The organism is Methanocella sp., assembly GCF_035506375.1.
Classification (GTDB): domain Archaea; phylum Halobacteriota; class Methanocellia; order Methanocellales; family Methanocellaceae; genus Methanocella.
The window spans coordinates 1-15,310 of the sequence record NZ_DATJPM010000045.1 but is presented as its reverse complement, the minus strand read 5'-3'; the positions used below and the strand labels follow the sequence as shown (position 1 = coordinate 15,310).

Annotated in this window: 13 protein-coding genes; 7 read left to right on the top strand and 6 right to left on the bottom strand. The window is 58.2% G+C overall.

Features of this window, described 5'->3' with window-relative positions:
• Nucleotides 1–656: 656 nt before the first annotated feature.
• Both VMC84_RS06050 and VMC84_RS06045 read right to left on the bottom strand, forming a co-directional pair.
• A complete protein-coding gene (locus VMC84_RS06050) occupies nt 657–1,595 on the bottom strand; it encodes a DHH family phosphoesterase (RefSeq protein WP_325379082.1) in 939 nt (312 codons plus the stop codon).
• The gene (locus VMC84_RS06045) at nt 1,596–2,285 is read right to left on the bottom strand and encodes a HisA/HisF-related TIM barrel protein (protein ID WP_325379081.1); all 690 of its coding nucleotides are present in this window, start codon (nt 2,283–2,285) and stop codon (nt 1,596–1,598) included. It abuts the gene before it with no gap.
• 116 nt (nt 2,286–2,401) lie between these two features.
• Between VMC84_RS06045 and VMC84_RS06040 the strand changes: the two genes are divergently transcribed.
• The 5 genes from VMC84_RS06040 to hsp20 all read left to right on the top strand — a co-directional run bounded on the left by VMC84_RS06040 (nt 2,402) and on the right by hsp20 (nt 7,683).
• Complete coding sequence (locus VMC84_RS06040; protein WP_325379083.1) at nt 2,402–3,808, top strand: cytochrome c biogenesis CcdA family protein; 1,407 nt, start codon at nt 2,402–2,404, stop codon at nt 3,806–3,808.
• Between the two features lie 77 nt (nt 3,809–3,885).
• Nucleotides 3,886–4,083, top strand: coding sequence for a hypothetical protein (locus VMC84_RS06035; RefSeq protein WP_325379080.1), 198 nt, complete (start codon nt 3,886–3,888; stop codon nt 4,081–4,083).
• Nucleotides 4,084–4,205: 122 nt separating this feature from the next.
• The gene (locus VMC84_RS06030) at nt 4,206–4,853 is read left to right on the top strand and encodes an ArsR/SmtB family transcription factor (protein ID WP_325379079.1); all 648 of its coding nucleotides are present in this window, start codon (nt 4,206–4,208) and stop codon (nt 4,851–4,853) included.
• Nucleotides 4,854–4,871: 18 nt separating this feature from the next.
• Entirely contained in the window at nt 4,872–7,169 is a 2,298-nt protein-coding gene (locus VMC84_RS06025; RefSeq protein WP_325379078.1) for a CDC48 family AAA ATPase, read from the top strand.
• 25 nt (nt 7,170–7,194) lie between these two features.
• A complete protein-coding gene (gene hsp20, locus VMC84_RS06020; RefSeq protein ID WP_325379077.1) occupies nt 7,195–7,683 on the top strand; it encodes an archaeal heat shock protein Hsp20 in 489 nt (162 codons plus the stop codon).
• Between the two features lie 243 nt (nt 7,684–7,926).
• Here hsp20 and VMC84_RS06015 read toward each other — a convergent pair whose 3' ends face one another.
• The 3 genes from VMC84_RS06015 to VMC84_RS06005 all read right to left on the bottom strand — a co-directional run bounded on the left by VMC84_RS06015 (nt 7,927) and on the right by VMC84_RS06005 (nt 11,555).
• Nucleotides 7,927–8,595 (bottom strand): DUF1614 domain-containing protein, encoded by a 669-nt coding sequence (locus VMC84_RS06015; RefSeq protein WP_325379076.1) that lies wholly within the window; start codon nt 8,593–8,595, stop codon nt 7,927–7,929.
• 60 nt (nt 8,596–8,655) lie between these two features.
• The gene (locus tag VMC84_RS06010) at nt 8,656–8,907 is read right to left on the bottom strand and encodes a PRC-barrel domain-containing protein (protein WP_325379075.1); all 252 of its coding nucleotides are present in this window, start codon (nt 8,905–8,907) and stop codon (nt 8,656–8,658) included.
• Between the two features lie 128 nt (nt 8,908–9,035).
• The gene (locus VMC84_RS06005) at nt 9,036–11,555 is read right to left on the bottom strand and encodes a CDC48 family AAA ATPase (RefSeq protein WP_325379074.1); all 2,520 of its coding nucleotides are present in this window, start codon (nt 11,553–11,555) and stop codon (nt 9,036–9,038) included.
• A 188-nt stretch (nt 11,556–11,743) separates the two neighbouring features.
• On the opposite strand from VMC84_RS06005, the gene VMC84_RS06000 reads away from it, so the two are divergent.
• Together VMC84_RS06000 and VMC84_RS05995 are read left to right on the top strand one after the other, a co-directional pair.
• Entirely contained in the window at nt 11,744–12,934 is a 1,191-nt protein-coding gene (locus VMC84_RS06000) for a LarC family nickel insertion protein (RefSeq protein ID WP_325379073.1), read from the top strand.
• A gap of 160 nt (nt 12,935–13,094) precedes the next feature.
• Entirely contained in the window at nt 13,095–14,042 is a 948-nt protein-coding gene (locus VMC84_RS05995; RefSeq protein ID WP_325379072.1) for an NERD domain-containing protein, read from the top strand.
• A 38-nt stretch (nt 14,043–14,080) separates the two neighbouring features.
• Here the strand turns inward: VMC84_RS05995 and VMC84_RS05990 are convergent, their stop codons facing one another.
• The gene (locus tag VMC84_RS05990; RefSeq protein ID WP_325379071.1) at nt 14,081–15,034 is read right to left on the bottom strand and encodes a hypothetical protein; all 954 of its coding nucleotides are present in this window, start codon (nt 15,032–15,034) and stop codon (nt 14,081–14,083) included.
• Between the last annotated feature and the right edge of the window lie 276 nt (nt 15,035–15,310).

The following is a 15,310-nucleotide window of genomic DNA, read 5'->3' as shown; positions in this document are numbered from 1 at the left end:
CGAAAGGACTCAGCGCTTCAATGTCTATGCCCAGCCCCGCCTGGGCCGGTTCAGGCTTCTGAGCGAATCCCAATAAACAACTTTGAAAAATCTGCTGCGTTGAATATTGATAGGTCATTGTTTAGCAAGTAGTCTTATTTTCATCGTTTGCGTAATAGCCAAATTTATCGATAGTTTCCGATTATCTTTTTCAATTTTTATGCTTTGTTGAATATGCCCTTTTAAGTCTCGGAGTGTACGAAGGACACTATTTTTCACCACAAAGGCACGAAGAGCACGGAGGCCCACAAAGACTTTTTTATAATTAAGAGACAAAGGACACAGAGAATGCTTTTTGAGCTTATAAGATACAGGATATGAAGGCGCAGGGGCAAAAAGTGCTCTCGTTCATTCCACTGTGTCTTTGTATCCTTCGTGCCCTGACAGCCAATGAACCGGCTTTGTGTACTTTGTAACTTAATCTAAAAAGAAAACTTTGTGAGCCTCCGTGCTCTTCGTGCCTTCGTGATGAAAAATAGTGCCCTCCGTGCCCTTAAAAAGCTTAAAATACGGGAGTAATTCAACACAGCAAAAATATTTAATAATGTCTTCGTGTCACTTCAGGCCAGCTTCGAGTAGCTTCGTGGCTGAAAACGTCTTTGTGATTCTTTATTGGTTTAGAGCTCCTTGAGCTTTTTTACGGCCTCGGCGACGCAGGCGTCGAGCACCTTATCCGCGTCCACTTTGCCCCTGACGACGAGCCCCGCGGCGGCCGCGTGGCCGCCGCCGCTGCCGCCGAACTTTTTACCGACGTCGTTGAGCAGCACGGCGATGTCCAGGGCAACGCCTTTTTTGACGCGGCCGGAGACGCGCACCTCCCGGCCGAGATCCGAGCCCACGAAGGCCACGTCAGCCCCGATGGCCACGAGCGAAGCTGCCGACTGGGCGCCGAAGGAGCTGACCATGGAGGTGACGACCAGGTGGTCGCCTTCCCGGATCATGGTCATCCGTGACGCCGCCTTGAGCGTGGCAATGCGGCAGGAGATGTCTCCGGGCACCTGGGTCAGGAAGTCAAGCACGTCGGAGAACTGGATGCCGCCGTCCTCGAGCAGCCGGGCGGCGACCTCGAACGAGTGCGGGGGCGCGTAGCGGAAGTGGCCCGTATCGGTCACGATGGCCAGCAGGAGGGCGAAAGCCAGGTCAGCGTCGATGGGATGGCCACTCTTTTCGTAAATGTCGTGGACGATCTCTGCAGTGGCGGATGCTTTTCTTATGAGCGAGAACTGGCACGTGCCCGCGAGGTCTCCCGGCTCGTGGTGGTCGATAACGGCGCATTTTTCCAGCGTCCGGTAGCCCGTCTGGACGAGGCTGGAGGTATCCACGACCACGGTGATGCCATATTTAGACGGGTCGGGGTCGATGACGGCGGCGACTTTCAAACGATCGGAGAGCATTTCGGCCATGGTGCTGAGGCTGTCCTGGACGCCCACCGTGCCGCCGAAAATATGCGCGAGCGCGTACGCGCTCCCGAACGAGTCGACGTCCGCGTTCTTATGGCATAAGAACAGTATGTTCTCGTACTTCTCCAATTCGTCGTAGAATGCCTTCTCGTCCATTCAATACCTCAGCATGTCCAGCGGTATGCGGCCGTCATGAACGGCCGAGGCGACGATGGCGCCGGAGGCGCCGCACGTCTCCAGCAACTCTAAATCCTCGACGCCCCTCACGCCGCCTCCCAGGATTATAGCGTGCTTGCTGGCCGATACGGCCGAAGTGACGAACTGCGCGTCGACGCCCGCGCCCGAGCCCACGCGGCCGACGTCGAGCAGGATGACCGCGCCGATCTCGAACCGGTTGAGCAGCTTCAGCACTTGCATGGGCCCGGCCTGGAAGGCGGGGTCCTGGCCCATCATCTTCCCGTTCTTCATGTCCAGGCTGACTATGGCCCGGGGACCCTGGCAGCGCTCGATAACGTCCAGCGGCGCCGTCTCGGTGCCGACTACGACCGAGCCGGAAACGCTTCCGGCCAGGTCGAAGTCCGCGACGCTCGAAACCCCGATGTCCGCCATGGTACGGGTCATGCCTGAAAGGGTTTTTATGGCCGCTAAGTTGTCCCCCACGCCCATGATACGGTCCAGGTCGGCTATATAAGTCTCCTTCGGCTGTATTTTCGCGATAACATCGAGGGGGCCCGACGTGTCGACGACCAGGCTCGACCGATCGATGGGGCCATACTTGTCCCTTTCCCCGCGGACCCCTTTGACCACGATGCCGCCCTTCAGGTCACACGCCAGTATGCAGCGCATATCTCATACATATCGCTCAATTTATTTAGACCTTAGCAGAGGCGCTTTTGGCCGTTAAGCCGGTCGCTCATAAGGATGTTTTTTTATAAATAGATGGATATCGCATAATAAAATTGATGCCTTCGAGCCGGGACGACACCCTCAGGCGTTTCCGTTCTTACTATAAGTTCGCAATATCCGCTGCCTTAGTGGCGTTTCTGCTGCTGGCGCCCGCTGCGGGCATATGCGCCGGGGGCGATACAGTCCGTGTGACGTACATCTATAGCCCTTTGTGTTCCATATGCGAGCATTCCGGCCCGACGATACGGGCGGCGGTGAACGATTCCATGAGAGCTGGCATCGACGTGCGGTACGCCGAGTATTCCGTCAGCTCGGCGGAAGGCCGGGGCTACATGGAGCGATACGGCCTCGGCTCGGTGCCGGCGGTCATTGTCGGCGACATGGTCATCGGGCCGAAAGAGTTCGGCGGCGATGCGAAAAAACTCGAGAGCCGGCTAAAGCATTCAATCTATGACGCCAGCCACTATAAAAGGCCGGTATCCCTGGAACGGAAGATATTGAAAAATGACGAAAACGGTACCGTGAGCGTGGTCACCTGCGCGGTCAACACGGGCGACGAGCCGGTCTACGCTAGCGTACAGGGCGGTACCTGCGAGGGCGTCAGGGTCATCCGGGGCGAGACCGCGTGGGAAGGCTGGCTGATGCCTGGCGAGAAGAGGTATACGGCATATGAGGCCGATATCGTCCGGGATATCCGTTCGCTGCCGCCGCAGACGATGACCTACCGGGACTCGCTGGGAGACCATATTCTTACCGGACAGGAGACCCGCGTGTTCATCCTGAAAAAGCTGTCCTTCGTCGCCGTATTCCTGGCAGGCCTCGTCGCTGGCTTCAACCCGTGCCTGCTCGCGGTCATGGCCTTCGTGTCGGCCATGGCGCTATCCCTGAAGGGCCGGCGGCTGGACATCATATTTAACCTGCTCGCATTCTCCACGGGGCTGCTTTGTGTCTATTTATTAATGGGCATCGGCTTCCTGGGCCTAATCGAGGCCGTTCCGGCTGTCACTGTATTCCTGAAGACCGGCATCGTCATACTGCTGGCCAGCCTGGCCGCCTTCGCCTTCTACGAGGCCTGGCAGGTGAGAAAGAGCGCGGACCGGGGCTCGCTGTTCAGGGCTTTTGTGGACCGCTACAGGCCCGTCTATAAGAAGTATTGCCTGGCCGCCAACTTCGGGCTCGGCGGGGCGTTCGGCCTCATCAAGATGCCCTGCGTGGGCGGGATTTACGTAGGCATCCTGGGCGCCATCGCGGGGTCGGAAGAGGTTGGCCGGGGATTCCTGTTTTTAGCGGCCTATAACCTGGGCGTCGTGTTGCCGGTGCTGGCGCTGGGAGCGCTGCTGGTGCTGGGCCTGAGCCCGGAACAGGTGGACAGTCTGCGAAAAAAGCACCGCTGTGCCCTCAAGCTCGCCACGGGCCTGATCCTGGCCGCCATGGCCGCAGGGTTCATGCTCAACGTCATTTAAGCCGGACATTCGGTAAGCTGTCGGCCGGTTACAAAGGTTTATTTACCTTCGCGCCAATGTACCACGGAGGTTGGGATATGTTAAAACTGTTAGTGTCTATTGCCCTTGTGCTTGCCGTTTTGTCTATAACGGGCTGCTGCTGCTGTAGCGGTAGCGGTTACAGCGGGTACTATTCGACGGTGAGCCACGAACAGACGGACCCGTGCTGCGCTTTCGATACCCCATGCGACTGCTCGTCATCGGCCCCTGACGGCTCCTGTGCCTGCGGGGAGTAGGCCGATTTTTCCATCAGGCTTGTTTTTTATTAGCTTTAACTTCTAGATATTATTAAATGATAATTTCAGAACGCTTTAGAAATCTTTATATATCTACAAGATTTACTTGATGTTAAGATAATATGGATATGCCTTACCTGCTGGACATACTGGGCAACGAGAACCGCCGGAACATCCTGACGCTTCTCTCCTACCGGCCCTGCTATGTCACGGAGATCTCGGAAGAGCTGGGCGTCGCCCCGAAGGCCATCATCGACCACCTTAAAATATTAGAGTCGGCGGGCCTGGTGGTGAGCTACCACGACGAGCAGGGGCGCAAGTACTATGAGATCGCCAATAACGTGCGCATCGAGGTGTCCATCTCCCCGCTCATGTTCGAGGTGAACGTGAGCCGCATAGAGGCGGGCGCCGAGGAGCAGAAGGTTCTCAAGGAGCGCTATGCCGTCGACAGCGAGGCGGCCATGGCACTGCGGCAGATGTCGGACGAGCTCCAGAGGCTCGGCCGGTCCTCAGCCGAATTGAGAGAGGCCCAGAAGGCCGTGCAGGGAAGCATATCGGAAGTCACGGGCATGTGCATCGAGCTGATCAACCGGCTGGCTGCCGACCAGATAGAGGCCGAAATCCTTTATCTGCTGGTCCGCGGCCCGGCGAGCTACGAGGAGCTCACGGGCAAGCTCAACATCCCCGGCGAGGAGATGAGGGGCGAGCTGGCGAGGCTTATGAAAAAGGGCCTGGTGACATACATGAAAGGATCATGGAGTATCAAATGACAGAGGTGACCATATAATATGGCTGACAAAAATGAAGTGACGCTGCGGGTACAGGAGGCCTATCACAGGGACGTGGGCAGGGGCATCGCCCGCATCGACATGGAGACTATGAAGAAGCTCGGCATGGTGAGCGGCGACATCATCGAGATCGAGGGCAAAGGCGCTGCCTCGTACGCGGTCGTATGGCCAGGCTATCCGAGCGAGGAAGGCAAGGGAGTAATACTCATCGATGGCAACACCAGGGCGAACGCCAAGGTCGGCATCGATGACCGCGTTAAGGTAAGGAAGATCCAGGCAAAGCCCGCGGAGAGGATCACGCTCGCCCCCACGCAGCCCATCCGCATCACGGGCGGCGAATATTACCTTCTTAAGCTGCTGGAAGGCCGGCCCATTTCTAAGGGCCAGACGATACGCGTGGAAATGCTCGGCAGCCCCATGCAGTTCATCGTGACGTCAACCCGGCCCGCCGGAGCGGTCATCGCCGACAGGCGCACGGAGATCACGATCAGCGAGAAGCCCGCGGCCGAGAAGCCGGAGAAAGTGCCGCGGCTGACCTACGAGGACATCGGCGGCCTGAAGAGGGAGATCGGCCTGGTCAGGGAGATGATCGAGCTGCCGCTGAGGCATCCCGAGCTGTTCCAGAAGCTGGGCATCGACCCGCCGAAGGGCGTGCTGCTCTACGGCCCGCCGGGCACCGGCAAGACCATGATCGCCAAAGCCGTGGCCAGCGAGACCGACGCGAATTTCATCAGCATCAGCGGCCCGGAGATCATGTCCAAATACTACGGCGAGTCCGAGAAGCAGCTGCGCGACATCTTCAAGGAGGCCGAGGACAACGCCCCCTCCATCATATTCATCGACGAGATCGACTCGATAGCGCCGAGGCGTGAGGAAGTGACCGGCGAAGTGGAAAGGCGTGTCGTGGCCCAGCTGCTGGCCCTTATGGACGGCCTGCAGGCCCGGGGCCAGGTCATCGTCGTGGCCGCGACGAACCGGCCCAATGCCGTGGACCCGGCGCTACGCCGCGGCGGCCGGTTCGACCGGGAAATAGAGATCGGCGTGCCGGACAAGAACGGCCGGCTGGAGATCCTGCACGTCCACACGCGGGGCATGCCCATGGCCGGGGACGTTGACCTGGAGAAGCTGGCGAGCGTGACCCACGGCTTCGTGGGCGCCGACCTGGCGTCGCTCGCCAAGGAGGCGGCGATGCACGCCCTCAGGACCATCCTGCCGGAGATCGACATCGATAAGGAGATCCCGCAGGAGGTCATGGACAAGCTGCAGATAAAGATGGACGACTTCGAGGACGCCCTGAAGAACATCGAGCCCTCGGCCATGAGGGAAGTGTTCGTCGAGGTGCCGAATGTGCACTGGTCCGACATCGGCGGCCTGGAGAGCGTCAAGCAGGAGCTGAGAGAGACCGTGGAGTGGCCCCTGAAGTATAAGGACGTCTTCGATATCACCCACACCAATGCCCCCAAGGGCATACTGGTCTTCGGCCCGCCCGGGACGGGCAAGACGCTGCTCGCGAAGGCGGTGGCCAACGAGTCGGAGGCCAACTTCATAAGCGTGAAGGGCCCTGAAGTCCTGTCGAAGTGGGTCGGGGAGTCCGAGAAGGCCGTGCGCGAAACGTTCCGCCGTGCCAGGCAGAGCGCGCCCACGATCATCTTCTTCGACGAGATCGACGCCATCGCCCCGACGAGAGGGGCGAGCTTCGACTCCCACGTGACGGAGAGGGTCGTGAGCCAGCTGCTGACGGAGCTGGACGGGCTCGAGGAGCTCCGCAGCGTCGTCGTGCTGGCGGCCACGAACCGGCCGGACATGGTGGACACGGCGCTGCTGAGGCCGGGCCGCCTGGACAGGCTTCTGTACATCCCGCCCCCCGACGAGAAGTCCCGGGTCGAGATCTTCAGGATCCACACCGTGGGCAAGCCCCTGGGCCCGGACGTCGACTTCCAGGCCCTCGCGAAGTGCACGCCCGAATACGTGGGCGCCGACATCGAGGCCGTTTGCCGCGAGGCGTCCATGATGGCCATTCGCGATTACATCAACGGCAGCATGTCGCCCGAGGAAGCGAAGGCGAAGGCCGTCGACATCAGGATCGGCATGAAGCACTTCGACGCCGCGCTGAAAAAGATCAAGCCTTCGGCGTCGAGGGAGAGCATGAAGCAGTACGAGCGCCTCGCGGAGAACTTCGCCCGGCAGGTCACCACCATCGAGGAGGAGGCCGGGCAGGAGCCCGCGAAGGCCGAGAGTAAGAAGGAAGAGAAGGAAAAGAAGGAAAAGAAGCCGGCCGAAGTGAGGACGGCTTCCTAAAAAATCTGACATTGGAGGATCACTTATGGTAAGGAGAAGAAACCCATTCGACCTGTTCGGCGATTTCGACGAGATGTTCGAGGAGATGCTGAAGGAGTTCGAGAACATGGAGCCGGGCGAGCACATGGGAGGCCCGTTCTTCTACGGTTTCTCGATAAACCAGCGGCCGGGCGAGGAGCCCGAGGTCCGCGAGTTCGGCAATATCCGCCCTGAGGGCGGCAAGATCGAGATCGGCGAGCGCAAGCCCCTTGTGGACGTGTTCGACAACGGCAAGACCGTGCAGATCGTCGCCGAGATGCCCGGCATCGAGAAAGAGGACGTGGAGCTGAACGCCGAGGGCCGCGAGCTTGAGATCAAGGCCTCTCACGGCGAGCGGAAGTACCACGAGTTCGTGGAGCTTCCGGCGGACGTGGACATCGAATCGGCGAAGGCATCCTACAAGAACGGCGTGCTCGACATTACCCTGAATAAGGTGCAGAGGCCGAACAAGCGGAAAAAGATTAACGTAGAATAAGCCGGATTTGCCCGGCTTACTTTTTTTATAGTCAAACCCGCCGCTCGAATTGGCATCAGCCAATAGAAAGGTTAAGCTGCGCGAAGACTGTTTCAGCCACGAAGCAACTCTAAGCTGGCTCTAAGTTCTCAAAGACTTATTAAAAATATTTATTAATGTCTTCGTGTAGCTTCAGGCCCGCTTAGAGTTCCTTCGTGGCTGAAACGGGCTTCGTGCGCTCTTTATAGGCTTTGAGGGGCTTGATCAGATGGTCGTGAGGATGGCGGCGATGATGGTCCCGATGACGCCCGTGACGATTATGCCGTCGAAGGTGCCAGCACCGCCGATGCTCACGAAGTCAGAGCCGATGCTGCGAATACTGCCTAAGTGCAGGATGTCCGCGCCGAGGAGGGTGCCGAACACGCCCGAGGCGAATGTCATGCGGGCCAGGTCCGCGAAGCCGTTGCCTGCGATGGAGAGCGCTGCCAGCGAGGCGCCCACGGACAGGAAGGGCGGCACGAACGTGGGCACCGTGATGCCGACGCTCCGCACGGGGCGGGCGAAGTAATACACGCCCAACGTCACGATGAGCGTGGTCATCAGTAACTCCTTAAGAGGGAGGTGAAGCGCAAAATAGGTGCTCAGGGCGACGGGGATGATGCAGCCGCCCACGTTTACGGAGACCACTGTGCGGTGGCCCTGCCACTGGGGGATCTTATAACGGGCGCCCGGGTAGGGCATCATCGGTGGCTCCGTGCCGCCGGGGCTCTTGAACTCGTATACGGGTATATTGATCAGGCCGCCCAGAAGTATTGCCATGTAGATGGCCAGCGCCGCCAGCGGCGACAGCCCCAGCGCGCTTCCCACGACGTCCGCGGCGGCCAGGCCGGCCAGCGCAATGACAGCGAGCAGGATGAACGGCAGAAGTAACAATAATATAAAAAAAGGTAGCGCCAGTGGGAAAGTAAAGTATCTCATGCCAGCGTTTTTTATCTACGTGGTAGACGCTTTCTTGTCCACGACGATGTAATCCTTGACGGCCCTGACGGCGGAGAATGGCACGAGAACGAAGCCGTCCTCGGTCCGGTAGTTCTCCACGTTGAGCGTCATGTCCGGGCGGACCATTAAGTCGACCAGGTCGCCCGTCCTCATGTCACAGGTTATGTTGTATAAAATGCCCATGTCGGACCCGTCGGTCCCCATGATCTTCTTGTTGGAAAGCTTTTTTGCCATCACTTTAACCATTGCAAATCCCTCTCATCCATCTCCTACCCCTTCAAGGGGTAGCCCATAAATGGAATATCAATAGTTATACCGCGGTACCCTTTAATAAAATTTCTCGTCCTAGGAGGAAAAAAAAGGCCAGTACGTTTTTATACATACTGGTCCGTCGCGAATACCTTCTGGATCTCCTTGGACACGCCGCCCTTGAAGTTATCCCGGATGCCCTGGTAATAGCCCTTCACCATGTCGTTCATGGTGGGCTTCACCTTTTTCAGGGCCTCGCGGAAGTGCCGCATCTCCACGGTCTTCGCCTCGAAACTCTCCCGCAGGGCCAGCATGGCCGCCTCGCGGCAGACCGCCTCGATGTCGCTGCCCACGAAGTTCTCCGTCAGGTCCGCCAGCTCCTGGAAGTCCACGTCCACGGACAGGGGCATGACGCCCTCGTAGAAGGGCTGCCCGTCCTCGGGCGTGCCGTCGCCCTTTTCCCTGGAGAGCAGCGCTGGATCGGCCCTGGCCATCGTCAGGGCCTCCTTGAAGTGCTTCATGGTCAGCGGCCCGTTTTCGGGCTCCTTTGCGGCGACCTCGGCCGCCGCGGCGCAGATGGACCGCACCTGCACGTTCGTGTAGGGCTTAAGAAGGTCGAAGAGCTCCACGAGGTGGATCTTCCTGTCGAGCTTTATCTTACCCTGGAGGTCCCTGAGCATCTTATCCTCGAGGGTGTTGTAATGGGTGTGGATCTTGAAGATGCTCGCCCGGCCGTCGGCCGACGGCGGGCCCACGTAGACGAGCCGGTCGAACCGGCCGGGCCTGAGGAGCGCGGAGTCGATGATGTCCGGCCGGTTGGTGGCGCCGATGACGACGCAGCCCTCGAGCTCCACCATGCCGTCCAGCTCCGTGAGGAGCTGATTGACGATGCTCCGCTCCACGTTCTGAAGCCCGCCCTCGCTTGAGCTCCGGGCCGGCGTCAGCGCGTCCAGCTCATCGAAGAAGATGATGGCGGGGGCAACCTGCCTCGCCTTGCGGAACGTCTCCCGGACGGCCTTCTCGGACTCTCCCACCCACTTGGAAAGCAGCTCCGGCCCGCGGATGCTGATGAAGTTCGCCTCGGACTCGTTGGCGACCGCCTTCGCCAATAGCGTTTTACCTGTGCCCGGCGGGCCGTAGAGCACGATGCCCTTGGGAGGCCTGATGCCCATGTCCGCGAACTTCTTCGGGTTCTTCAGGGGCCATTCGATGGTCTCGATGATCTCCTGCTTGGCCTCCTCCAGGCCGCCCACGTCGCTCCACTTCGTGTGCGTGGGCTCGATGAATATCTCCCGCATGGCCGAGGGCTGGACTTCCTTCAGGGCCTCCGCGAAGTCGTTGTTGGTGACGCGCATCGTTTCCAGGAACTCCCTGGGGACCTCCTTTTCCAGGTCCAGGTTGGGCAGATACCTGCGCAGCGCCTTCATGGCGGCCTCCTTGGCCAGGCCTGACAGGTCCGCGCCCACGAAGCCGTGCGTGATAGAGGCGAGCTTCTCCAGGTTCACGTTCTCCAGCGGCATGCCGCGGGTGTGGATCTGCAGTATTTCGAGCCGGTCGTGCACGTCGGGCACGCCGATCTCTATTTCCCGGTCGAACCGGCCGCCGCGGCGTAGCGCCGGGTCCACGGCGTCGACCCTGTTGGTGGCGCCGATGACCACGACCTGGCCCCGCTCCTCGAGGCCGTCCATCATGGTCAGCAGCTGCGCCACGACCCTTCTTTCGACCTCGCCCGTGACCTCCTCACGCCTGGGCGCGATCGAGTCTAATTCATCGATGAATATGATGGACGGCGCGTTGTCCCGGGCGTTCTCGAAGATCTCGCGGAGCCTCTGCTCCGACTCGCCATAGTATTTGGACATGATCTCCGGGCCGGCGATGGAGAAGAACTCGGCTCCGCACTCGTTGGCGACCGCCTTCGCCAGCAGCGTTTTACCGGTACCTGGAGGGCCGTGCAGGAGCACGCCCTTTGGGGGCTCGATACCGAGCTGCTGGAACAGCTCCGGGTGCTTCATGGGCAGCTCGATCATTTCTCTTACTCGCTGCACTTCGTCCTTGAGGCCGCCGATGTCCTCATAGGATATTCCGGTCGTCTTGACCTGCTCGTAGCCCCGGACGGGCTTGTCTCTTAGCTCTATTTCGGTGTTCTCGCCGATTATCACGGAGCCGGCGGGGTCGACTTTGACCGCTATCAGCGGTATCGCCTGGTTGGACAGCGTCCGGCCCATGAACGGGTTCGGCATGCTGCTCATCAACGGCACCACGTCGCCCAGCATGACGGGGCGCTTTAAAAGCTGGTGCTTGATCATCTCGACCGCGTTGCCGCTGAACTGGATGGCCGTGCCCTCGGGGGGCGCGAGCACGATATGCACCGCGTCCTTGACCGTGGACTTCTTGACCTTGACCCGTTCACCGATGCCCACGTCGGCGTTCTGCCGGGTGAAGCCGTCGATGCGGATCATCTCCTGGCCCCAGTCCTGCTTTTCGGCGCGCCAGACCTTGGCGACGGTGGCCCGCTTACCCTCGATCTCGATGATGTCGCCCGGAGAGAGTTTCAACTCCAGGAGCGTGTTGGGATCGATGCGCGCGATGCCCCTCCCGAAGTCGCTGGGCAGCGCCTTTGCTACCTTAAGATATAATTCCTTCATTCAACTCCTCTTATGAACTTGATAACTGTCCGCTTATCAGAATGCGTTTTTTATACACGACATAATATGAAGCGGGCAAACATGAAGCTTTATCGGTCCGCATGTACAAAAATTTTCTCTTTGCCCCCAAACCCCACTATAAATTAAAATAAAAAGAGACTAAAATCGTATTGAGGACCGGTGAAATAGTGAAGTGCTTGATCTTTGACCCGTTCTGCGGGGCCACGGAAGAGATGCTCCTCGGCGCCATGCTCGCCTGCGGCGCGGATGAATGGAGGGTGCGCAGCGCGGTCGAAGGCATATGCGACGCGCCCCTGGACGTGGAGGACCGGCAGAACGGGCGCATGAGCGCCAAGGCCGTCGCCGTCAACAAGGCCGCTGCCCGTAAGGGCCATAAGGCCATGGGCCGGGATGAGGCGCTTGAGAAGATGAACATCATGCACGAGAACCAGCCCGTCCGGGTGGACGCCATGGAGATCGTCCGGGCCATGTTCGACGCGGTCGAATCCCTATATGGCAAGGGCTATCGCATGGATGTCTACACCATGGCCCTGATCACGGGCATCTGCGCGGCCTACGATGCAATGGGCCGGCCGCTGGTCTACTCCACGCCGGTCGCCATGGGCGGCGGGAAGGCCGGCTCGGGTGATAAGAGGATGCCCATACCGAGGCCCGAGACGATGCGGCTCCTGGAAGGCGCGAAGCTCATCGTCCAGGGCGGCCCTTTCGACGGCGAGCTGCTCACCCCGGGCGCGGCGGCGACGCTGGCCTACTACGTGAAGGAGTCAAGCCGCTACTACCCCGATAGCTATCTCCTGGCCGTAGGCTACGGAGCCGGCGCGATGAGCCTCCCGATGCCCGATGTGCTGCGCGCCGCTCTATGCGAGGTGGACGACGCCCTCATCGTGGACCGTATGGAGCTTCTGGAGACGAACGTGGACGACGTGACCGGAGAAGTCCTGGGCGCACTCATCGAGGATCTGATGGGGGCGGGCGCCATGGACGTGAGCATCGTGCCCGTCACCATGAAAAAGGGGAGGAGCGGCCATATCATAAGAGCCATCGTCAAGGCGGAGGACGGCCCGGCCATCGCCCGGAAGATCATGCTGGAGACCGGCTCGCTGGGCGTGCGGGTCATGCCGGTGAAGCACCGCTTCATCGCGAAAAGGGACATCGTCGTCATGCCGGTAACAGTCGAGGACAACGTCTACGACATGCGGTTCAAGGTGTCCACGGACACGAACGGCGCCGTTCTGGACGTTTCTGCGGAGTACGACGACGCCCGGAAGGTCGCAAGGGAACTCGCCCTTCCCCTGAAGACTGTGATGAGGAAGGCGGAAGCCGAAGCCTGGAAAAAGTACGACGCGGCTAAACGCTGACCTCCCTTTTTCTGAAATGTCTTGAGCAGTGCGATGGATGCCCGATAAAGGACGACCCGCCCCACGAAAATAGGCCAGACTGGCCGACTAACAGCCTCCCTACTGTATGATTGCCGGACATGATAATGTTTATGCCCTAATAGCCATCTTTCCTATAAATATGGCAACTTTGATCGGTAGCAGCGGGGCCGGCGACGACCTGATCCGCAAGTTGCACGACATGGGCGTGTCGCGGAGCTGCACCACCATCCGGCAAGTGATGGAACGACGCGATGCCATAGACCAGGTCATAGCGCTGGAAAGGGAGAGGCAGGAGCACCTCCTTGAAAGGGAAAAGAGGACGCTCAGGAGCGGCATGAGGAAGCGCGCGCTGCTCGACTCGCTGCTCTTCTTCAATAAAAATAAGAAGAGCAGGGAGTACCTGAAGCGGATCGACCACCTGGACAAGAACCGGGACGCGATCATCGAGAACAACCTGCTCTACCTTTACCGTGAGAAGGACGTGCTTGACCGGCTGACGAGAGAATACCGGAGCGAGCTGAAAGGCTATTACGGTGAGCTTCTCGTCATGGACACGCTGGAGCGGCTCGGCGACGAGTACTACGTGCTGAGCGACGTGCGCATTACCCGCGAGTTCGGCCATAAGTTCGATGGAAAAATGCTGAAATCAGCCAGAGTTGACCATGTGGTGGTGAGCCGTAAGGGCGTCTACTGCATCGAGACCAAGAACTGGAACATGAAGTGGAAGAGCGAAGACCGGCCCACCCCCGGAGAGCAGGCCCGGAGGGCCTCCTACCTGCTGTATAGATACTTAAAATACACGTGCGACATCCCGCGAATAAGGGTGATGAGCATCGTGCTCTATACCAACAGCACCATCAAAGGAAAGGAGGACTTCGTCCGGTTCCTGCGGTACGAGGACTTTCCCGCGTACCTCGAGGCCCGGCAGGAGATCCTGTCGGACGAGGAGGTCAAGAGAGTCGTGGAATGCCTCCAGGACAGGGACATCCGGTTCGACGACAAGCTCCCCGAAAAAGATGACGTCAAGGGGGAAGAGCCTGTTGTTGAGCTGGATCTCATGGAAAGCTCTGGCGGAGAGACAGTGTGACGGCGCCTTCGGCGCCGTCCTTTTATTTTAAATATTCGTTACATCGTTGTCAGGCCGGTCTTGTCATCATGATATGCATCGGAGACCGGATGGCCCGTGTTTAAGTCAACGGTTATAGACACTTCGCCACGAGGAGCGTTCGGGTCTGATGATAATGCGCTGCCTACGTTCGTTGTTACCAATACAGTATGTCCATCGTAGGGGGACTTCCATTTAACCTGCCACCCATCGTTCGGATACTGCGAATAGGTCCTATAAAAGTCCGCCGTGGAGGCTATTTTCATCGCTTCGTCCTTTTGTTGTTGAGTGATGGCCGGAGCATTCGTAGCTGCCCTAAAATTAGCGCTGGGGCCATCAGGAAATACCGATGTCCATGAACTCGAACCCATTGGCGTCGAGAGCATATTTGCCAATAGGTTACTACCTAACGCACTTGTACTGGTTGTTAGAGGGGTATTAACGGCCTTAGAATTTCCAGCGGCCAGCCCGGATGAAAACATGCTTAAAGGTTGGGATATTGACATGCTTGCCGGAAAGCTCGTCAGCGAACCTGATTGGAAAGGCGTTATGGATGAAGCACCTTTCTTTAAGGCGTCGGTTCCATATTCTCCCCATCCTTGACTATAATCCGTTTTTACAACGCTGCCGGTGTCCAAATCAACCCAGATGGTTAAAAAATAATTAGTTGAAATCTCTTTAAATACATCCAGCGTGTGCCCATCGGGCGGGAAACCAGACCAGCCGACGCTCCAACTTGCATCAGGATACGCATTATATTGTTTACATACGGGTGACGTGGCTGCTATTTTTATTGCTTCTTCCTTTTGTTCTTGGGTAGGAGCAGGGTATGGATTTGCTTGCGAAGCTTGATTATTAGAGTTACATCCAAATCCGAATGGCTCGGGGACAAGGCTTGCATTAGCCTGAAACAGCATTAAAGCAATGGTGATAGTTAATATAGCAATAGCTATATTCATCATTCTTCGACTCAAAGTATGCCCTCCTCAACAATTCCATATTATAATTTAAATTTATATAATAAATGGTAATAAAACTACCGAAAGCGTACGCAAAAATAGTATATATCGGAGAGAATTTAAAAAGGTAAAAAATAAAACACCATCAGAGCATGCCGAAATTAATTATGCAACACTCCCGGATTATTTAAAACGTCTTAGAGCGGCTTTAAGCCGGCTTCGCCTCGCTTTGAGGCTGAAAAAGTTTTAGAGTCGCTTATCCGCTTTTCGAGGGACTTGACCGGGCTACTT